At 62.1% G+C, this 18,660-nt stretch carries 17 protein-coding genes; 9 read left to right on the forward strand and 8 right to left on the reverse strand.

Going from position 1 to position 18,660, the window contains the following annotated elements; all coding sequences use genetic code 11:
• Positions 1-1,049: tetratricopeptide repeat protein (locus tag MAMT_RS01180; RefSeq protein ID WP_142659119.1), on the forward strand; the 1,049-nt coding region annotated here is incomplete at its 5' end.
• Positions 1,050-1,072: 23 nt separating this feature from the next.
• On the opposite strand, the gene MAMT_RS01185 is transcribed toward MAMT_RS01180, so the two are convergent.
• Entirely contained in the window at positions 1,073-2,845 is a 1,773-nt protein-coding gene (locus tag MAMT_RS01185; RefSeq protein WP_246186454.1) for an ABC transporter substrate-binding protein, read from the reverse strand.
• A 241-nt stretch (positions 2,846-3,086) separates the two neighbouring features.
• On the opposite strand from MAMT_RS01185, the gene MAMT_RS01190 reads away from it, so the two are divergent.
• From MAMT_RS01190 to MAMT_RS01200, 3 genes are all read left to right on the forward strand, one after another.
• Positions 3,087-4,400, forward strand: a complete 1,314-nt coding sequence (locus MAMT_RS01190) for a bifunctional UDP-3-O-[3-hydroxymyristoyl] N-acetylglucosamine deacetylase/3-hydroxyacyl-ACP dehydratase (protein ID WP_178086839.1) — start codon at positions 3,087-3,089, stop codon at positions 4,398-4,400.
• A gap of 9 nt (positions 4,401-4,409) precedes the next feature.
• A complete protein-coding gene (gene lpxA, locus MAMT_RS01195) occupies positions 4,410-5,186 on the forward strand; it encodes an acyl-ACP--UDP-N-acetylglucosamine O-acyltransferase (protein WP_142659121.1) in 777 nt (258 codons plus the stop codon).
• A gap of 383 nt (positions 5,187-5,569) precedes the next feature.
• The gene (locus MAMT_RS01200) at positions 5,570-6,511 is read left to right on the forward strand and encodes a beta/alpha barrel domain-containing protein (RefSeq protein WP_246186455.1); all 942 of its coding nucleotides are present in this window, start codon (positions 5,570-5,572) and stop codon (positions 6,509-6,511) included.
• Here MAMT_RS01200 and MAMT_RS01205 read toward each other — a convergent pair.
• Positions 6,475-8,115 (reverse strand): sodium:solute symporter family transporter, encoded by a 1,641-nt coding sequence (locus MAMT_RS01205; RefSeq protein ID WP_142659123.1) that lies wholly within the window; start codon positions 8,113-8,115, stop codon positions 6,475-6,477. The two genes, MAMT_RS01200 and MAMT_RS01205, sit on opposite strands and share 37 nt — an antisense overlap.
• Entirely contained in the window at positions 8,112-10,010 is a 1,899-nt protein-coding gene (locus MAMT_RS01210; RefSeq protein ID WP_142659124.1) for a phospho-sugar mutase, read from the reverse strand. Before MAMT_RS01210 ends, MAMT_RS01205 begins: the two co-directional genes overlap by 4 nt.
• 193 nt (positions 10,011-10,203) lie before the next feature.
• On the opposite strand from MAMT_RS01210, the gene rpsO reads away from it, so the two are divergent.
• From rpsO to MAMT_RS01230, 4 genes are all read left to right on the forward strand, one after another.
• Positions 10,204-10,470 (forward strand): 30S ribosomal protein S15, encoded by a 267-nt coding sequence (gene rpsO / locus MAMT_RS01215; RefSeq protein WP_142659142.1) that lies wholly within the window; start codon positions 10,204-10,206, stop codon positions 10,468-10,470.
• 69 nt (positions 10,471-10,539) lie between these two features.
• The gene (locus MAMT_RS01220; protein WP_142659125.1) at positions 10,540-12,681 is read left to right on the forward strand and encodes a polyribonucleotide nucleotidyltransferase; all 2,142 of its coding nucleotides are present in this window, start codon (positions 10,540-10,542) and stop codon (positions 12,679-12,681) included.
• A 78-nt stretch (positions 12,682-12,759) separates the two neighbouring features.
• Positions 12,760-13,236: a redoxin domain-containing protein gene (locus MAMT_RS01225; protein ID WP_142659143.1), complete on the forward strand. Its 477-nt coding sequence runs from the start codon at positions 12,760-12,762 to the stop codon at positions 13,234-13,236.
• A 51-nt stretch (positions 13,237-13,287) separates the two neighbouring features.
• Positions 13,288-14,388: a 6-phosphofructokinase gene (locus MAMT_RS01230; RefSeq protein ID WP_142659126.1), complete on the forward strand. Its 1,101-nt coding sequence runs from the start codon at positions 13,288-13,290 to the stop codon at positions 14,386-14,388.
• A gap of 24 nt (positions 14,389-14,412) precedes the next feature.
• Here the strand turns inward: MAMT_RS01230 and MAMT_RS01235 are convergent, their stop codons facing one another.
• From MAMT_RS01235 to MAMT_RS01250, 4 genes are all read right to left on the reverse strand, one after another.
• Positions 14,413-14,985, reverse strand: coding sequence for a Slp family lipoprotein (locus MAMT_RS01235; RefSeq protein WP_142659127.1), 573 nt, complete (start codon positions 14,983-14,985; stop codon positions 14,413-14,415).
• Positions 14,986-15,011: 26 nt separating this feature from the next.
• Entirely contained in the window at positions 15,012-15,593 is a 582-nt protein-coding gene (locus MAMT_RS01240; RefSeq protein WP_142659128.1) for a Slp family lipoprotein, read from the reverse strand.
• A gap of 154 nt (positions 15,594-15,747) precedes the next feature.
• Positions 15,748-16,302: a Slp family lipoprotein gene (locus MAMT_RS01245; RefSeq protein ID WP_142659129.1), complete on the reverse strand. Its 555-nt coding sequence runs from the start codon at positions 16,300-16,302 to the stop codon at positions 15,748-15,750.
• A gap of 22 nt (positions 16,303-16,324) precedes the next feature.
• Entirely contained in the window at positions 16,325-16,912 is a 588-nt protein-coding gene (locus MAMT_RS01250; RefSeq protein WP_142659130.1) for a Slp family lipoprotein, read from the reverse strand.
• 182 nt (positions 16,913-17,094) lie between these two features.
• On the opposite strand from MAMT_RS01250, the gene MAMT_RS01255 reads away from it, so the two are divergent.
• On the forward strand, positions 17,095-17,745 hold the full coding sequence (locus tag MAMT_RS01255; protein WP_142659131.1) for an energy transducer TonB: 651 nt from the start codon (positions 17,095-17,097) through the stop codon (positions 17,743-17,745).
• A 17-nt stretch (positions 17,746-17,762) separates the two neighbouring features.
• Here MAMT_RS01255 and MAMT_RS01260 read toward each other — a convergent pair whose 3' ends face one another.
• Complete coding sequence (locus MAMT_RS01260) at positions 17,763-18,539, reverse strand: hypothetical protein (protein WP_142659132.1); 777 nt, start codon at positions 18,537-18,539, stop codon at positions 17,763-17,765.
• Positions 18,540-18,660: the final 121 nt, after the last annotated feature.

Below are 18,660 nucleotides of genomic sequence, written 5' to 3' on the forward strand. Positions count from 1 at the left end.
GGCGAGCCGCGGAGGCGGGGGTGGCGGAGGCGCAATACCGATTGGGCCGCTGCTACGAGCAGGGGTCGGGAGTGGCCGGCGACCTGTCCGCGGCTTTCTCTTGGTACCAGCGCGCCGCCGGCCAAAAACACCGTTCGGCCCTCTGTGCCCTTGGAAAGCTGTATCTCCGTGGATGGGAGGGCAAGCCCGACTATGCGGCAGGGGCGGAGTGGCTGATGCGAGCGGCAAAAAGGGGAGACGCGGAAGCCCAGGAGCTTTTGGGACTTTGCTATCATCGTGGGTTGGGCGTCGCGCAGGATTTCTTCCGGGCTTCCCTCTGGTATCGCCGCGCGGCTATGGCCAAGAGGCCGCTGGCGGCCAACAACTTGGGCGTGCTCTACCGTTCGGGGCAAGGGGTGCCCAAAGACGACCGGAAGGCCGCCGCTTGGTTTCGTGCGGCCGCCAAGGCGGGGGAGTCTTACGGGCAGCTCAATTTAGGCGATCTCTACGCATTGGGATGGGGAGTGGCCCGTAATGCGCGGTTGGCCGCTCACTGGTGGAGGCAGGCGGCCGACCGAGGCCTGGTCGAAGCGCAGTCGCGCCTGGGGGAGCTTTACGACTTCGGGCAGGGAGTGGCTCTGGATCGCGCCGAGGCCGCCAAGTGGTATCGGCTGGCGGCGGAACAGGGTCATGCCGCCGCCGCGAATAACTTGGCGATTCTCTATCAGACCGGAGACGGGGTTTCCAAGGACGATGCAGAGGCGCTGCGGCTCCTGCGGAAGGCGGCGGAACACGGCCTCGCCGTGGCTCAGCGGAATCTCGGGGCCTTCTATCTGCTCGGCGGTAGCGCCTCCGAGATAGAGGAAGCGGCCAGATGGTTTGTTCTGGCTGCCCAGCAGGGCGATTCCTTTTCGCAATGGAAGCTCGGAGAACTCTACGAGCATGGTTATGGGGTTGTGCAGGATCGCCGTCGCGCGATCGACTGGTATCGGAAAGCAGCAGACCAGGGGCATTCCGAAGCGAAGAAGGGGCTCCTGCGGATGGGCGGCGATTCTTCCGCCGCCGCGTAAATGGGGGCCGCGCTTGCGCCCTCTTACGGAGTCCAGACCTCTTCCAGGTTCCAGACGACCGAGCCGATCCTCGGAATCTGGACGTTGCGCCATTTGTCCCGTAGCCCCGCGTATGTATCGGGTGTGACGAGGTAGATGTAGGGAAGCTCTTCACTCAGGATCTCCTGGACCTCGTCCCAATACCGTTTGCGGAGTGTCTGGTCGAGGGTCGTGAGCTGGGCGATCATGAGGGTATCGATCCGGGCCTCCCACGGAGTCGCGGGCGTGGGCTCACTCGGATACCACTGGTGGAGGCGCCCCTTGCTCACGAAGACCGACATGCCGTCGGCGGGGTCTCCACCTCCCGTCAGGCCGAGTAGACAGGCCTCGTAGTCGAAGGAGTCGCTGATTTTGGTAACGAGCGCACCAAAGTCGAGGAACTGGAGCCGCGCTTCGATCCCCAGCGCCTTCATGTTCTGTTGGAAGACCGTCGCCATCGCCGTGCGAAGGGGGTTTTCCTGGTTGGTCAGGAGGGTGAAGCTCACCGGATGGCCTGCCGCGTCCGCCATGCTGCCGTCTCCCCGCCGATGGAAGCCCGCCTCGGCGAGCAGCCGCTCGGCCCGTCCGGGGTCAAAGGGATACTGCCGGATCCGCGGATTGAACCACTTGGCGTTCGCCGGGCTTTCGGGTCCCCAGAGAGGCTGTCCGCGGCCGAAGAGGATGCCTTTGACCATGCCTTCCCGATTGATCCCGTAGGAGATCGCCTGGCGGAAGCGGCGATCCTGGAACCAGCCGAGCTTATAGGGGGCGACGAAGGGCTTTCCGCTCTTGTCGTGGCCCGGATTCTGGTTGAACCAGAGAAAGGTCGAAGCGGTAGAAGGGCCTCGGTCGTGCACGGTGTAGTGGTAGATCTTCTCCCCGCGACGGACCCAGGCGACGTCGTCGGGAGGAATCGTGTCGGCGTCGGTCTGCCCGGAGGCGAAGGCGACTACGCTGGCGTTCTGGTCCTTCACGAACTTGACAATCAGAAAGTCGATGTAGGGGAGGCGATGGCCCTGCAAATCGATTCGCCAATAACGGGGATTGGCATCGAGAATGATGAGCTGGCCGGGTCGGTAGCTATGGAGTCGGAATGCCCCGCTGCTCGCAATGGCCCCGGGCGTCCTTTGCGCGGTAAAGATGCTCCAGGCACGCAGCAGGGTTCCGTCCTCGTAGGCCCCTTGGAGGAGATGCTTTGGCATGATCGTGACCCCGGACATGTAGCGCAGGAAAGGGGCGAAGATCTCGGGGGTGCGGATCCGTACGGTGTTGCGGTCGAGCTTTTCGACGAGAAAGGGCTTGCCGTTGACCGAAAGGTCGTAGGCATTTCGGTTGGGGTATCGGGGATCGTAGACGCATTGAAAGGTGAAGAGAACGTCGTCGGCCGTTAAGGGAATCCCATCGCTCCAGGTGAGTCCTTCGCGGAGGTGAAAGGTGAAGGTACGACTGTCCGCGCCGACCTCCCACGATTGGGCGAGCGCCGGAACGACCTCTTCCCGGATCGGATGGTAGGCAGTAAGCCCATCGAAGAGGAGGCCGAGGAAAGAGGCCGAGGAGGCATCCTCCGCGACGAGCCAGTTGAAGGTGCTGGGCTCTCCGGGGCTGACCTCGACGAAGATGCCGCCCCGCTTGCCCGGCTGGGCTTGGGAGATATCGGCGTTCTTGGGAATCGGGAAACTCGGACGCTCTCCGATCCGGGCCGGCCGGGAGCAGGAGAGGGTCGAGAGGCCCAGGACGGCTGCCAGGAGAAGCGGGCGCAGGCGAAAGCGGGTTCTCATACCCATGGTCCCCTATGGCATACCGTATTCCCTCTCCTCCTCGCCAGCCGAGTCTTGTGCCCGCCGAACGGAAAGGCATCGCGGGCGTGCCGGGGCCGGAGGAAGCTTTTCATTTGCTTTCCCCCAGGTTGGTCGGCATATCTCGCAAATTTCGCAGGCTTTCCACTGGAGTTGCCTGGCGACATACTGCAAGGACCGAAAGGTCGGCCAGGCAGGCGAAAAGGAGCAGGAGGAGAAGAACGTGATTCGACAAAAGACTTTGCGGGAATCTGTCCGGATCGAAGGCAATTCGCTGCACACCGGCCAGCCGGTATCCCTGGTCCTGCGTCCGGCGGAATCCGACACCGGGTATCTGTTCAAGCGGGTCGATCTACCGGACGAGCCGACCGTTGCCGCGCGGATCGACCATGTGCGGCAGACGGAGCGGGCCACGACGCTGGGGGAGGGCAATGTCAAGATCCACACGGTGGAGCATGTCCTGGCAAGCTTGCGGGGAAGTGGGGTGGATAACGCGCTGATCGAGCTCAACGCCAACGAGCCGCCGATCGGGGACGGCAGCGGAAAGATCTATGTCGAGGCGATCGCGCGCGCGGGACTCGTCGAGCAGGATCGCCCGGTTTCGTTCTTCGAGCTTCGGGACCCTCTCTGCGTCCAGGGAAAGGACGGAGCCCACCTGGTGGCGTGGCCCAGCTCGTCATTTTCCGTGACCTGCACTCAGGTGACGCATACCGGAAAGTTCACGCAATTTCTCCATTGGGAGCACGACCCCGGTCGCTTTGCCTCGGAGATCGCACCAGCTCGGACCTTCGTCTTCTACGAAGAGGTGCAGCCCCTGTTGGAAAAAGGGTTGATCAAGGGCGGGAGTCTCGAAAATGCGATCGTCATTCGTGGCGATACGGTCTTTTCCCAGGAGACGCTCCGATTCGAAGACGAGTTCGTGCGGCACAAGATCTTCGACGTGATCGGGGATCTCGCGCTCTTCCCGCATCGGCTCAAAGCGCATATCTTTGCGGCGAAGCCGAGCCATACTTTGAACGTGGAGATGGCCCGCGCACTCCAAAAGGCGCATCGGGAGTATGTTTCGCAACTCATGCCGCTGGAGAACATCCCCACCGGCGAAGGGGCCTTGGACATTCGGGAAGTTCTCAAGATTCTTCCCCACCGCTATCCCTTCCTGATGATCGACCGCGTGCTCCGGTTTGAAGGGAAGGCCAAGGCAGTGGGGCAGAAGGCGGTGACGATCAACGAGCCTTACTTTCAAGGTCATTTCCCGGATCATCCGATCATGCCGGGCGTCTTGCAGCTCGAGGCCATGGCCCAGTTGGCGAGCATCCTTTTGCTCCGGCAGGCCGGCAATGCGGGGAAGCTCGGCTTTTTCATGAGCGCCGATAAGGTGAAGTTCCGCCGGCCGGTGATGCCGGGGGACACCCTCATCGTCGAAGCAGAGCTCATCAGCTTCCGGGGGAAGATCGGGCGGGCGTCGGGCAGGTGCCTGGTCAACGACAACGTTTCCTGCGAAGGCGATCTCCTTTTCGCCCTCGTCGATTCGATTTGACGGTGGGCGATGGCAACTTCGGTTCATCCGACGGCAATCCTTGAGCCCGGAGCTCTGCTCGGAGACGGCGTCGAGATTGGCCCCTACGCCTTTGTCGGTTCGGAGGTGCGTTTGGGCGAAGGCTGTGTCCTGCACCATCACGCCTCGGTCGTCGGAAAGACGGAGGCGGGGATCGCCAACGAGTTCTTTCCTTTCGCCTCGATCGGTCAGAAGAGCCAGGATCTCAAGTACCGAGGGGAGCCGACCTTTCTCTCGATTGGATCGGGCAATCGGTTCCGGGAATTTGTCACCGTCAATCGAGCGACCGGCGCGGGCGGGCGAACGGTGATCGGTTCTGACAATCTTTTCCTCGCCTATGCTCATGTGGCGCACGACTGCACGGTCGGAAGCGGCTGCATTTTCTCCAACAACGCCACCCTGGCCGGCCACGTGCGGGTCGGCGACTATGTGACCATTGGAGGGTTGACGGCGGTGCACCAGCATTGCCGCCTCGGCGAACACGCCATGCTGGGAGGATGCACGAAGGTCGTGCAAGACGTCCCGCCCTTTTGTCTGGTGGATGGGAATCCGGCGCGCCTTCGCGCTCTGAATTTGATCGGCCTGAAGCGGCGCGGCTTTTCGGAAGAGGTGCTGCAGGGCCTGCGGTGCGCGTTTCGTCTGCTCTTCGAAGAGGGAAAGAATCTGAGTCAGGGAATTGAAGCCGTCGAGGCAAGCGGTAAGTCGACTCCCGAGATCACGACGCTCCTTGAGTTCCTGCGCTCTTCCGAACGCGGGGTGACTCGCTGACTAGGCAGGCTACGGTCCTGTCGCATCAAAAAATAAAGGACACCGGACGGGTGCGAGGAGTGAGGGTCGTTGCCTCAAAAATCGACGACCCTCTAATGGGTAATGGTTTCTGCCTTAGCAAGTGCAGCCTCGGAACCCAAAGAGCCCGTAGGGCATATCGCTCACGTTTGCGCCCAAGAGCCTCTTCCGCAACCCATTGACTCATCTTCATGACCTTCGCGGTTCCTCGGTCTCAAAATTTATGAGTCAACTCGGTGCTACGACGAGGCGCTGATCCGGGCTTGCCGACCGGGAAGGGCCTCATTAGGCTGATGGTCAATCACGCTCTCGGTCGCCGGCGATGTCGCTCGGGTTCCGACCGGGGCAAACTTCCAGGAGGATCGATGAGTCTTACGCCCACGCAAAAAGCGCCGCTCGACGTCCCGGTGGAGCGGAGAGCGCTCTACGAGCAGAACTTTCGAGAGATGACCCGGGGAACGGGGCGGATCATGATGATGGCCGCCGACCAGAAGGTCGAGCATCTGAATGACGATTTCCACGGCCCTGGAATCTCCGAGGATGACGCCGACCCCGAGCATCTCTTTCGCATCGCCTCGCGCGCTCGAATCGGGGTCATGGCGACCCAAGTGGGGTTGATCGCCCGCTACGGGGCGGACTACCCAGGCATACGCTACGTAGCAAAACTCAACAGCAAGACGCATCTGGTCCCCACCAAGATGAGCGATCCGGAGAGCCGTCAATGGCTTTCCTTCGAACAGCTCGATCTCTTCCGGGAGTCCTCATCCCTGCCCATCCTGGCTGTCGGGTATACGATCTACCCGGGGAGCCGCGCGGAGCCGGAAATGTTGCGGGAGGCGGCACGGCTGGTTTACGAAGCGCACCAGCGCGGCCTCTTGGCGATTCTTTGGGCCTACCCGAGAGGTGCGGCCGTCGCCGATGAGCGCGATCCACACCTGATTGCCGGCGTGGCGGGGCTCGCCGCTTGCCTGGGAGCCGATTTCGTCAAGGTGAACGAGCCGAAGGCAAAGGATGGGGGGAACGCGGCCGCGCTACGGGAGGCGGTTCTCGCTGCAGGGCGCACGCGGCTGATCTGCGCCGGGGGGAAGGAGACGAGCGTGCCCGACTTCCTGAAGCGACTCCATGCTCAGATCCACGAGGCGGGGGCTGCGGGGAACGCGACGGGCCGAAATATTCATCAGCGGTCGCTGCCGGAAGCCGTCGCATTCTGCAACGCGATCTCGGCGATTACTCTTGAAGGGGCCACTCTGGACGAGGCCGTCGCCTTGTATCAGAAGGAGCTTTTGGCCGCTTCCGCTGCCGAATAAGGCTGCGTGGAGGAGCGGAAGCAGAGGCCGACCAAAAAGGTGGCGCAGCTTCCCACAAAAACGCGCCAGGGGAAGGAGATACAGGGGAGCCAGGGAAGTCGAGCCCCCGCTCCCGGCGAGAAGATTCCCAAAACGGCCTGCGGCACTCCGCTGAGGATGGTGACGACTGCCAAGCCGCAGGCCATGGCGATGCAGTTCCCGAAGTCGTTTCCCCGGCTTCGGGTGAGAACCCCGAGGAGGAAGACGCCCAAAAGAGGACCGTAGGTATATCCAAAAAGGCCCAGGACGATCGGGAGGATGCGCAATCGGGGAGAATGGAGCGCGAAGAACGCGGTCGCACAGGCGATCGCAATGCTCAAGAGCGCAAAGAGCACGGTAGAGCCTCGGAGAAGACGCACGCGGCTTTTCTGGTCGGAGGCGGTCGGGAGGAATCGAAAGGCCCAATCTTCGCAAAAAGAGGTGGCCAGCGCGTTCAGGGCGGCCGAGAGAGAGCCCATCGCGGTCGCAAAGATGGCCGCCAGCAGAAGGCCTCGAATGCCGGAAGGGGTCTGGCAGAGAATGAAGTAGGGAAAGACTTCGTTCGCTTGTGAGGGGAGATGGGGGTCGTGCGTGGAGCGCGCCAGCAGGCCGAGGAAGATCCCGATCGTCAAAAAGAGGAAGACAAGGGGCACGTCGCTCAGCCCCGAAAGAATCAGCGAGAGCCGGCTCCGATGATAGTTCTTGGCCGTGAGAAGGCGCTGCACGAGATCCTGGTCTGCCCCGTGGGTGGCCATCGTCGTGAAGGTGGAGCCGATCAGGGCGGCCCAGATCGTATAGTCGGACGAGAGCACCGCGCCTAGGTTTTCCCAGAGATCCTTCTGTGGGTTGACCCCCGTTTTGGCCCAAGGGAGAGCCGCCAGTAGGTGTGCCGCTTCCGCGAGGGGAGAACTCGAGGTCCACGGGATCCTGTGAAAGAGGAGGAGGAGAGTCAGGATGCCGCCGGAAAGCATGAGGCTGGCTTGGAGCAGGTCGGTCCAGATCACGGCTCGGATCCCCCCCGCGACGGTGTAGATCGTCGTGAAGAGGGTGAGGAGAAGGGCGGTGGCGGCGTAAATCCAGAGTTCCTGTCCGGAGGAAATTGGGCGTCCCCAGAGTAGCTTGACGGCGAGTACCGGCAGGATGACGGCCACGTAGAGGCGGGCTCCGGAGGCGAGCAGCCGAGTCAAGAGAAAGGTAGCGGAAGCGGCGGATTTGGTCTTCGGCCCGAAGCGGAGCGCCAGAAATTGGTAAATCGAGGTGACTCGGTAGGTGAAGTAGGGCTTCACGAACAGGTAGGCGACCAAGACGCGAGCGAGGACCGTCCCGAGCGCGAGTTGGAGATATTCGTAATTGCCGAGAGCGTAGCCCTCCGTCGGCGTCCCCAGAAAAAAGGCTGCGCTGGTCTCCGCTGCGATCAAGGAGCCGAGGACTGCCCACCACGGAATCTGGTGTCCGCCGAGCGCGAACTGCTCCACGGTCTTCGGCCGTTTTCCCGCCCTTAGACCGATCCAGAGGACGGCGGCCAGATAGAGGAGGAGGATGGCCAGGTCGATCGCCGGGATGCCGCCGGGAAAGGGAGACCTCATTGGGAAAGCCGCCGGCCCACCTCCGTGTCGAGGGTGTGCCACCAAGAAGAGAGGAGCGTTTCCGCCCGCTTCTCCAGAGCGCGGAGGTCGTCCTGCGCCTCGGTCCGGTGGAAGAGGTAGAACTTCATCTTGGGTTCCGTACCGGAGCAGCGAATGGCCAGACGGGCTTCCCCGGGGAAGGAGAAGCGCAAAAACTCTTCTCTGGGCAAAAGCTCGCCGTCGGCATCCCAATGATCTTCCACTCCGAAATCTTCCACTTGGCTGGGAGGGTTGCCGTTGGGTCCGCCCGGAGGATCCCGGCGAAACGACGCGAGCAGCCGCTTTCGCCGCTGGGGCCCGTCCGCGTCTTCCCACGTCAGGGTTTGCAGCCGTTCCGCAAAGAAGCCGAAACGCCGGTAGAGGAGATCCAAAAGACCCAGAAGGGTCATCCCCTGCCCGGCCGCCCATCCCGCCGTCTCGACGAGTTGAAGAGCCGCCGCATTGCCGTCCTTCTCGCGCACCCGGTCGGTGGAGAGACTCCCGTGGCTTTCTTCTCCACCGAAGACGAGCCAGCGGCGATCCTGCGGATCTTTCTCCGCGATCTCCTCGTATCGGCGAAGTTTCGCCGCAATGTATTTGAAACCCGTAAGGGTCTCCACGCAGCGGACGCCGTAGTTCTCGGCGATCGACCGGAGCAGGTCGGTCGTCACCAAGGTCTTGAGAAGAACGGGCGTCCCGGGGAGAGCCCCTTCCGCGCGACGAACGGAAGTCCGCTCGCACCGGTAAAAGGCGAGGAGGGCGGCGATCTGGTTGCCGGTCAGGATGCGCCATCCGAGGGAGGGGTCATAGATCGCCGCACCCAGACGGTCGGCATCTGGATCGGTCCCCAGGACGAGATTGGCGGCCTCCGCTTGCGCTTGTTCGATCGCCTGCGCGAGCGACCGTGGATCTTCCGGGTTGGCCGAAGAGACCCCGGGAAACCGGCCGTCCGGCGTGCTTTGGCTCGGCACGAGCGAACAGAAGATCCCTTGGCGGGCGAGCAGCCGGGGGACGATACGCAGCCCGGCCCCGTGCAGAGGGGTGTAGACCACCTGGATCGACTGGCGCGCCATCCGGATGGCGGCTGACTCGAGGATCGTGGATTCGATCGCCTCGAAGTAGGCCTGATCGCAATCGTCTTCGAGCCGGCGAATCGTCCCGGAGCGGTTTCCCTCCGGACTTTCGGCCGCCAGGCCGACTCTCTGGATCGCCCGGCTCACCCCCTCGGCCGCCCCGGAGGTGATCTGGCTGCCGTCTCGGAGGTAGATCTTCATCCCGTTATCCCAAGGCGGGTTGTGGCTTGCGGTCACCATGACGCCCGCGTCGGCGGAGAGCCGCCGGATGGTGAAGGAGAGTTCCGGGGTGGGGCGCTCTTCGGAAAAGAGCCAGACCACGAAGCCGAGGCTCCGGAGGGTTTCGGCGCAGAGCTCGGCAAACGATGCGGAGAAGAGGCGGGTATCGTAGGCGATGACGACGGAGATCGGGCGTCTGGCCGACAGGCGCAAAAGATAGTCTCCGAACCCGAGCGAGGTCCGGCGAACCGTCCTTTCGTTCAGCATTCCGCTTCCGACGGCCGGGTAGCGTGGAGGGTCGGCCGGCTGGGCACCCCCCCGCTCCGCCGCCGTGGAAAACCGACCGATCGTCCTACTGCGAATCCCTCCGGTCCCGAAGAAAAGGGTCGTTCCGAACCGGTGCTCGATCTCCTCCCACCGTTCGGCGGCGAGCAGCTCGGTCACGCTCTCCCGCTCGATCGAGGAGAGGTTGGGAAGGGCAAGGAAGTCGCCGAGAATGGTCCGGGCAGCCGAAGAAAGCTTCTCCTGCGCTTGCACGGGCAAGAGCGAGGTGGAGGACGGATGAAAAGTTTCGATCGGCCGCACTGGGTGGACACCCTACCGGTCAGGAAGGCCGGTGACAAGAGACAGCCCTGAGTGAAGGATTCCCAAGGAAGCCGTCGGCATCGATCCGAGGGTGGCTCTCCCGCTACTCGCCAGATGAGGGAATTCTCTTGTGAGAAAACAATTGGCGAACGAGACCTCTCTCCATTATCTTGATTCGAAAAAAAGAAAAGCGATGCTCGATCAGGAGAAGAAACAAGAAATCATCACAGGGTTTCGTCGTCACGACGGCGACACAGGGTCGGCGACCGTTCAGGTAGCCCTCCTTACCCGGAGAATCCAGCAACTCACAGATCACCTTCGACAGAATCAGAAGGATCATAGCTCGAGGCGTGGCCTCTTGCAGATGGTGAGTCGCCGGCGCAAGCTGCTGGATTACTTGAATCGGACGGAGCCTGTCAGCTACCGCGACCTGATTGGTCGACTGTCGTTGCGCAAGTAGCCGTTGCTACTGGAGCAGCGGAGCCCTGCATTCGGGTTCCGACGTGTCGCAGAGAAGAAAGGATCAGGAATGGAACTTCCAGTACGCGTATCGGTGGCTTGCGGAGAAGCGCCGATCATTTTGCAGACGGGTGGCCTGGCTAAGCTTGCGGACGGCGTGGCGGTGGTCAGTTGCGGCGAGACCGTGGTCTTGGCGACCGTGGTCTCCACGAAGTCGGTCAAGCCGGAACAGGATTTTTTGCCTCTCCAGGTGGAGTATCGGGAGCGCGCAGCGGCTGCCGGCCGGATTCCGGGAAGCTATTTCCGGCGGGAGGGGCGTCCCAGCGAGAAGGAGATCCTTACGGCTCGGATGATCGATCGGCCTCTCCGGCCTCTCTTTCCGAAGGGGTATTTTTACGAAACGCAGGTCATTCTCGCCCTGCTCTCTGCGGATGCCCAAAACGACCCGGATATTCTGGCGATCAACGCCGCATCCCTTTCGCTGATGGTTTCGGACATCCCGTTTGCCGGTCCCGTAGGCGCCGTGCGTCTAGGCCGGCTGGAGGGGAAGTGGGTGATTAATCCGACCCACCGGGATCGCGAGTTCAGCGATCTGGATCTCGTCTACGTGGGAACGGAAACCGAGGCGCTCATGATCGAAGGGAGCGCTCGGGAATTGCCGGAGGCCGACTTTCAGCGTGCGCTGGAAGTGGCCCAGGAGGCGATCGAGGGGCTGATTCGGAGCCAAAAGGAGATTGCTTCCACGGTAGGCCGAGCAAAGAGGAGTTACAGCTGTCTGCTGGCGGACTCGCAGATCGTAGAGTTCTCTCGCGAGATCATGGGAAGTCGGCTGGAAGAGGCTCTCTACCTGCCTCAGAAGCAAGAGCGGGAGACCGCCTTGGAGTCCCTGAAGGCCGAGTTGACCGGCAAGCTGCGCGAGCGCTTCCCGGCGGCTACCGACTCGGACGTCGAAAGGGCGTTCACCAAGCTGCAGCAGCAGCTCTTCCGGCACCGGGTTTTGGAAGAGGGGAAGCGGTGCGATGGGAGGAAGTTTGACGAGATCCGGCCGTTGTCGGCGCAGACCGGCATTCTTCCCCGGGTCCACGGCACGGCGCTATTCGCTCGCGGGGAGACGCAGGCGCTCTGCATGGCGACGCTGGCCTCGCTCAGCGAGGCACAGGAGATCGACGCCTATGGCGGCGGGGGGACGACCAAACGGTTTCTCCTTCATTACAATTTCCCTCCCTTCAGCGTGGGAGAGGTTGGCCGCATCGGAGGGCAGAGCCGCCGCGAAATCGGCCACGGCGCGCTGGCGGAGCGTTCTATTTTACAGGTTGTACCCCCGGAGTCGGCTTTCCCGTACGCCATTCGGGTGAATTCCGAGATCTTGGCATCCAACGGCTCGACCTCGATGGCGAGCGTCTGCGGGGGAACTCTCTCGCTGATGGATGCCGGCGTGCCCCTGAAGGCTCCGGTAGCGGGGATTTCCGTCGGATTGGTGACCGAGCCGGACGAGGCCGGAGGATTCCGGCGCCATGTGCTCCTGACCGACATCCTGGGCATGGAAGACCATTACGGCGATATGGATTTCAAACTGGCGGGCACCGAGCAGGGGGTAACGGGGTTTCAGCTCGATCTGAAGTTACCGGGCATTCCGATCCCCATTTTGCAGGAAGCAATCGGCCGTGCGGCCCAGGCAAGACGCCAAATCTTGGCCTTCATGGAGCAGATCTTGCAGGGGCCCCGCACAGAACTCTCGAAGCATGCTCCCCGCATCGACACGCTGAAGATTCATCCGGATAAGATCGGGCTGTTGATCGGACCCGGCGGAAAGAACATCAAGCGGATTTCCGCAGAAAGCGGGGCGGAGATCAGCGTGGAAGACGACGGGACCGTCCGGATCTACTCGCCGGACAGTAACGCGATGGCGCTGGCTCGGGAGATGGTGGAGGAGCTGGTCGGCGAACTGGTCGTCGGAGGCCTTTACCGGGGTCGAGTCAGCGGGATCAAGGATTTCGGCTGCTTCGTCGAGATTCGCGGTAAGGGAGAGGGTCTGGTCCATATTTCGGAGCTCGCGGACACGCGCGTTCAACGTGTCGAGGAGGTCGTCCGGATGGGGGAAGAGGTCTGGATCAAGTGCATTGGCATCGATGATCGTGGCCGCTATAAATTCAGCCGGAAGGCCGCTTTGCACGACGACCGTCTGGAACAGGAGCGGACGACCACGCAATAAGGCGTCCAGGTGGCCCTTCTGCCTTTCTCCAAGGAGAAGAGGGAAGGGCTAGGGGCGGGAACAGGGGAAGGAGGAGCGATGGCGCTATCCGTGGGAGCGACGGCTCCCGACTTTACGCTCAAGCAAAAAACACCGGAGGGATTGATTGATGTCCGGCTGAGTTCCTTCCGAGGCAAGAAGGTTGTTCTTCTTTTTTTTCCCCTTGCGTTTACGAGCGTCTGCACCGAGGAGATGTGCCGCATGACGGGTGGGCTCAATGCCTATGAGCGGTTGGAGGCATCGATCTTGGGCGTGAGCGTGGATAATCCTTTTGCGCAAGAAGCGTGGGCACAGAGGGAAGGAATCCGCATTCCCCTTCTGTCCGACCTCAACAAGGAGGTATCCAGGGCCTATGGGGTGCTTCTCTCCCAAGTTTTGGGTATCGGCGATGTAGCGGCACGGGCGGTTTTCGTGATCGATCGTGCAGGGAAGATCGCCTATAGGGAAGTTACTGCCAATCCGACCGTGCTCCCTCAGTTTTCCGCCATTGAGGAAGCCGTGGGACGCCTCGATTAGCGGGCCGCAAGGGAAGAGAGACGGAAAAGAGACAGGGCTTGCGGTAAGAAAATGGGTACGGAGGCGTTCCGCGTCGGAATCCTCACCAGCGGAGGGGACTGTCCCGGCCTCAATGCGGTGATTCGCGCGGTGGTTGCTGCCTCCTGCCAGCGTGGCTGGGAGGTCTACGGCTTCATCGATGGCTTCGAGGGGCTCCTCTCCCCCGTCCGTTATCGAATCTTGGAGGAGCCTGCAACCGCTGGGATCGCGAGCCTGGGAGGCACCATCCTTGGCACGACCAACCGCGGGCGATTCGCGACCCGGGTGGGGCTCGGCGAGATCCAGCGGATCCCAAAAACGGTGCTCGACGAGGTTTGGGAGACAGTAGAGGGACTGCAGATCGGCGGGCTGATCTGCATCGGCGGGGATGGTTCCCTTACTGCTGCCCAGCAGCTCTTCGAGGCGGGACTGCCGATCGTCGGCGTTCCCAAGACGATCGATAACGATATCTCGGCGACTTCGATCTCCTTCGGGTTCTACTCCGCTGTGGAGTTCGTCACCCAGGCCCTCGATCGGTTGCGATCGACGGCCATCAGCCATCGTCGGGTGATGGTCGTGGAGGTGATGGGAAGATACTCAGGCTGGATCGCGCTTTTCGGCGGGCTGGCGGGCGGAGCCGACGTGATCCTGTTGCCGGAGATCCCGTTCCATTATGAAAAGATCGCACACGAGGTGCGCAAGCGCGTGGCGGAAGGAGCGCTGCAGACGATGATCGTCGTCGCCGAAGGAGCCCGGCCCGCTCACGGACAACTTGTGACGCAAGACGAAGACACGGAAAAGGGACTCATCGGAGAGATTCGGCTCGGCGGGATCGGCCGGCATGTGGCCAGCATGATCGAGCGGATGACCAGTCGGGAGAGCCGGGAGGTCGTGCTGGGCCATCTCCAGCGCGGCGGTCCTCCCACCGCACTCGATCGGAATCTCGGGATGCTTTTCGGGGTCGCCGCCGTGCGATTGGTGGAGGAAAAGCGCTTCGGCGAAATGGTGGCCTTTGGCAACGAGCGCGTGGGGTCAGTGTCAATCCAAGAGGCGGTTCGCCAAACCAAGACCGTTCCTCCCGACTGCGAGGAGATTGTCGCCGCTCGTGCGGTGGGCATCGCGTTCGGGAATTGAGCCGCCTCTGGGTCTGCTGGCCCATCATTGCGGGGGGACGGTCATCGGGGGGATCGAGCCCCAGGTATTGCTCCAGCCCTTGCCTGGGTAGCCCCAGACCCAATCCCTGCGAGGCAGGCCCGGCGAGTCCCGTTGGCCCCCGTTCCAGGGCCAGAGGTAGATCTGCGTCGCCGAGATCCGGGGGTAGGTGTAGGGTCTCTCTCCGATACGACCCGCTTGGACGCCCATTACGCGTCCGACGACCGTGACATCGCGTCCTTCCCGATAGACGGATGGATCCAAAAAAGTCGAGTTCCGCACGAGGAAGCGCCCGCCCACTTTGTCGGTCGAGATCGGTCGATCGGAGTCGTCGAGCCGCTCCTCGAGAACTTCCAGCAGCGTCCCCTCCTTCAGAGTCGTCGTTTTTATGATGATCCCTCCAAGGAGGATCCTGCAGCCCTGGTAGGCGGAAGGGTCGCTCCGGATCGCACCGAAGGAAGGCTGACTCCGCACCTCCTTCTTCACCTCGCTCGAAAAAGGGCTTCCGCAGCCGACGAGGAGTATCGTAAGGGCAAGCCAGGGGGTCGTTCTCCTCTTGCGCTCGAAGAGTCGATTCACCCAAGCTGCCCCATTCGAGATTCTGCCTACCAGAAGGTCATCGGCGGCATCATGGGCCAACCCATGCCCCAATCCATGCCCGGATAGCCCCAGCCCCACTCCACGCGAGGATCCTTCCAATGGTCATCCTCCACGTGTTCTCGCCATAAGTGGATGTCTGTCGCAGCAATCAGAGGATAGGTATAGGGCCTTTCTCCGATCCGACCGGGCTGGGAACCGACGACCCGGCCAACGATCGTGATATCCCGGCCCCTACTATAGACCTTGAGATCGAGTAACGAGGAAGTGCCGACTAAAAAACGGCCGCCGGTCTTATCGGAGGGGATCGGCCGATCGTAGGCGTTCAACTCTTGTTCGAGCACCTCCAGGTAGGTGCCGTGCTTGCGATGCTTGGCGTAGAGGATGGTTCCGCCCAACATCACCGGGCGATGGCGGTAGACCGAAGGCTTGCTTTGAATCGCCGCAAAGGAGGGCTGATTCTGCACCTCCTTTTTCACCTCCTTCGGGAACGGACTACAGGCGGCGAGGAGCAGGGCGAGGGCCAGGTACGCAAGGGAGCTTCCTCGGTCCGACAACGACGGGTGCGTCGATCGTGATCCTTGAACCATCCCTTGGCTCCCACAGGCAACGCTAAGCCGGTTTCGACATTCGCCTCAGTCCACAACAACCCTCTTTTCCAGTATACCGCAGCCCGCTCCGTTCGTCTTCTCTTGCGCCGCCGGAAGCCTCGGTTGCGAGGAGGGCTAAGCAGGGGCCGGCGGATCACCACCAAGGACCGAAGCCCCAACCCATCCCCATTCCCATTCCCGGATAGCCCCATCCCCATCCCATGCCGGGATAGCCCCAGTAGCCGTTGTCCGCCGCGTACTGAGGCCACAAATGGATCCGCGTAGCGGCGATCACAGGATAGGTGTAAGGCTTTTCGCCGATGACGCCTGCCTGAGGAGCGGCGATCCGGCCGACGACCGTGATGTCGCGGCCCTTGCTGTAGATGGAAGGATCGAGAAAGGTTGACGTTCGGACGAGGAAGCGGCCGCCGATCTTGTCCGAGTCGATCGGTTGATCTGAGCTGTCGAGCTTTTCTTGCAGCACCTCGAGCAGAGTGACGTCCTTGAGAGTCTTCGTCTGGGCGATGGTGCCGCCCAGCATGACCATGCGGCCCCGGTAGGCGGAAGGGCTGTGCCGAATCGCGGCAAAGGACGGCTGACCCTTCACCTGCTTCTTCACCTCGCTCGAGAAGGGACTGCAGCCGACCAGGAGTGCCGCAAGGGCTAGGCAAGCGGCAGCTCGCCACTGCTTGGGGAAATGCGCAGCCATCGGCAGCAACCTGCTCTCCCCGTTAATACATGCCGAAGCCACCCATGCCGAAGCCACCCATGCCCATGCCGTAGCCAGGGAAAAAGCCCATCCCGGGGCCCCACATTCCCGAATTCATCATGGCCCAGTCATAGTCCGCTCCCCCGCTCATCTCCGGCTGCCAGAGGTGGATCTGGGAGATTGTGACAAGAGGGTAGGAGTAGCTCATCTTCCCGATGGTGCCGGGTTGGACGCCGCTGAGCCGCCCTGCTACGGTCACCTTCCGGCCGCGCTTGTAAATCGTCGGATCCAGAAACTTGGGAGTCACGGCGAGAAAGCGTCCTCCCGATCGGTTGGACGAACTCGGCCGTTCGTCGCCTCCCAGCGGCCTTTGCACAACTTCTACGATGCTCGCGTTCTTCTGGTTTTGGATCTGCGCAATTTTGCCGCCGAGGATCACGAGGCGGCCTTTATAGGCCGTGGGATTGTGCCGAATGGCTCCAAAGGAAGGCTGATTCCGAGCGGCCTCTATGGTGGATTCGGAAAAGGGTCCGCCGCATCCCGACAGGGTCCCGAGCAGTAGGGCGACGAGTAACGAGCCGAGAGCAAGCCGCACGGATTTTCCACTCATACAATAGACCTATCAGTGATGGGCGGTTCTTTCGTCAAGGCGAAAGCGGGCACCGGTGCGGTTGCGTGCATCGGCCCGGCAAGCGGCAGAAATCTATTTGAGAATCACGAAATGAGTGTATCTTGTTGTACTTCCGCCGGACGGATCAGCGCGCGCGGCCGGAAGAGGGGAGGTGGGGTTGCATGGAGCGGGAACGGTGGATCGGCCTCTTGGCGTCCGTGACGCTTCACGTGACGATCCTGCTGGGATCGAGTGTTTGGATCGCCCAGCAAGCACGATACGGGATGGCGCAGGGGGAGAACTCGGTTGCCGTCGACCTGGTAGAGGGGGCGGCGGAACCGGAGGCGAAGCCGGAGCCGCTTCCGCAGCCCGAGCCGGTCGCCCAGCCGACTCCTGCGGAGATGTCGCAGGCGGTCGTGCAGAAGCCGCCGCACCCAACGGCGGTCCAGAAGGAGCCGGAGAAGGCTCCGCGAAAAGCCCATTTGCCGGCGGCACAAGGAAAGGGTGTTACGGGAAGAGGGCAGGATGCGATCACCTTGCGGCGCGCCAGCGGCACCAGCAGCGCCCAGCCGGACTACCTGCGCAATGCGCCGCCGCCCTATCCGGAAGAATGCCGCTGCAAGGGCGAGCAGGGTACGGTGGTGGTGAAGGTCCTTGTCTCCCCTCGCGGAACCGCAGAGTCGGTTGCGTTGAGTCGAAGCTCGGGGTTTGGCCCGCTCGATCGGGCGGCCCTCGACGCGGTCCGCCGGTGGCGCTTTCGGGCGGCGACCATGGGTGGGATGCCGATCCAATCCTACGTGATGGTTCCGATTCGCTTCGTTCTCGAGAATTAGCCCGGGCGGATGCGCCGTCAGGTGCGGACCTGGATATCCTCGTAGGCGGCCCAGCCGATCATCGTGAAGGGCACCGACTGAACCGCGAGGAAGAGAAGCAGCAAGATGAGCCGCAGCCGGGGAACGAGCTTCGGAGTCTGCTGGTCAAGTTCCTGCTTCACATATTCCGCCACAATACCGATCGCCCTGGTGTCCGGATAGATCCCGTTGCCAGGGACGCTCAGGTACTGCTGCACGTCTCGGGAAACCGCTTCTTCGGCAGCGCCGACCCGGACGGAGAGAATCCAGCTCAGGAACGGGTGCAACCGCTGGAAGTTGCGGGCGGCGCTGTTTGCATAGACCTTGGCAACCACGAATTTTGTCCTTGGGTTGTCGAGAGGGACGATCGGGCTTCCATTCCGGTCGTACCAGATGGCTGGATCGTGTGACTCCTGGCCGAGCTGCCAGACGGTTTTGCGGGCATCTTGGAATGTGGCAGTTTTCCAGGCTTGATTGGCCTGGAGGGTGACCACCCAGAGGTTGACGAACTTCTCGCCTGCCGTCTTCGCCTGGCTTAGGGCGAAGAAGAGAAGGACGGTCGCCAAGGTAGCGAGGGCGGCAATTCCGCAAAAGAGGTGATGAACCGGGTTGGCGTGAAAGAGCAGATTCCAGAGCTTGGTGTAATTGCTCGCGAGCCACCAACAGCCGCCGGCCAAAAAAACGGCCACCGCGCACGCCACAACGAACTTTCCGGTCGTCTCGACAAGGAAGAGAAGGATGCAGGAGGTCGTGACCGCGAGAAGGTCGATGAGCATAGCGGGGTCTTTGGCTTGTATGAACCTCGGGTGGGGCGAGTCAAGACGTTGGCGTTACCATTGGTCTCCCCTCGGCCTCCGGACAGACCAGGCGCTTCTTCATTCCAGAAGGTAAGAAGCT

Source organism: Methylacidimicrobium tartarophylax (assembly GCF_902143375.2).
GTDB lineage: Bacteria > Verrucomicrobiota > Verrucomicrobiia > Methylacidiphilales > Methylacidiphilaceae > Methylacidimicrobium > Methylacidimicrobium tartarophylax.

Coding starts and splice junctions, on each gene's coding strand:
- MAMT_RS01205 (WP_142659123.1), bottom strand. CDS start 8,115: ATGAGGTCTCCCTTTCCCGGCGGCATCCCGGCGATCGACCTGGCCATC.
- MAMT_RS01250 (WP_142659130.1), bottom strand. CDS start 16,912: ATGAGTGGAAAATCCGTGCGGCTTGCTCTCGGCTCGTTACTCGTCGCC.
- MAMT_RS01220 (WP_142659125.1), top strand. CDS start 10,540: ATGGAACTTCCAGTACGCGTATCGGTGGCTTGCGGAGAAGCGCCGATC.
- MAMT_RS01230 (WP_142659126.1), top strand. CDS start 13,288: ATGGGTACGGAGGCGTTCCGCGTCGGAATCCTCACCAGCGGAGGGGAC.
- MAMT_RS01255 (WP_142659131.1), top strand. CDS start 17,095: ATGGAGCGGGAACGGTGGATCGGCCTCTTGGCGTCCGTGACGCTTCAC.
- MAMT_RS01260 (WP_142659132.1), bottom strand. CDS start 18,539: ATGCTCATCGACCTTCTCGCGGTCACGACCTCCTGCATCCTTCTCTTC.
- rpsO (WP_142659142.1), top strand. CDS start 10,204: ATGCTCGATCAGGAGAAGAAACAAGAAATCATCACAGGGTTTCGTCGT.
- MAMT_RS01185 (WP_246186454.1), bottom strand. CDS start 2,845: ATGAGAACCCGCTTTCGCCTGCGCCCGCTTCTCCTGGCAGCCGTCCTG.
- MAMT_RS01225 (WP_142659143.1), top strand. CDS start 12,760: ATGGCGCTATCCGTGGGAGCGACGGCTCCCGACTTTACGCTCAAGCAA.
- lpxA (WP_142659121.1), top strand. CDS start 4,410: ATGGCAACTTCGGTTCATCCGACGGCAATCCTTGAGCCCGGAGCTCTG.
- MAMT_RS01240 (WP_142659128.1), bottom strand. CDS start 15,593: ATGGTTCAAGGATCACGATCGACGCACCCGTCGTTGTCGGACCGAGGA.
- MAMT_RS01200 (WP_246186455.1), top strand. CDS start 5,570: ATGAGTCTTACGCCCACGCAAAAAGCGCCGCTCGACGTCCCGGTGGAG.
- MAMT_RS01245 (WP_142659129.1), bottom strand. CDS start 16,302: ATGGCTGCGCATTTCCCCAAGCAGTGGCGAGCTGCCGCTTGCCTAGCC.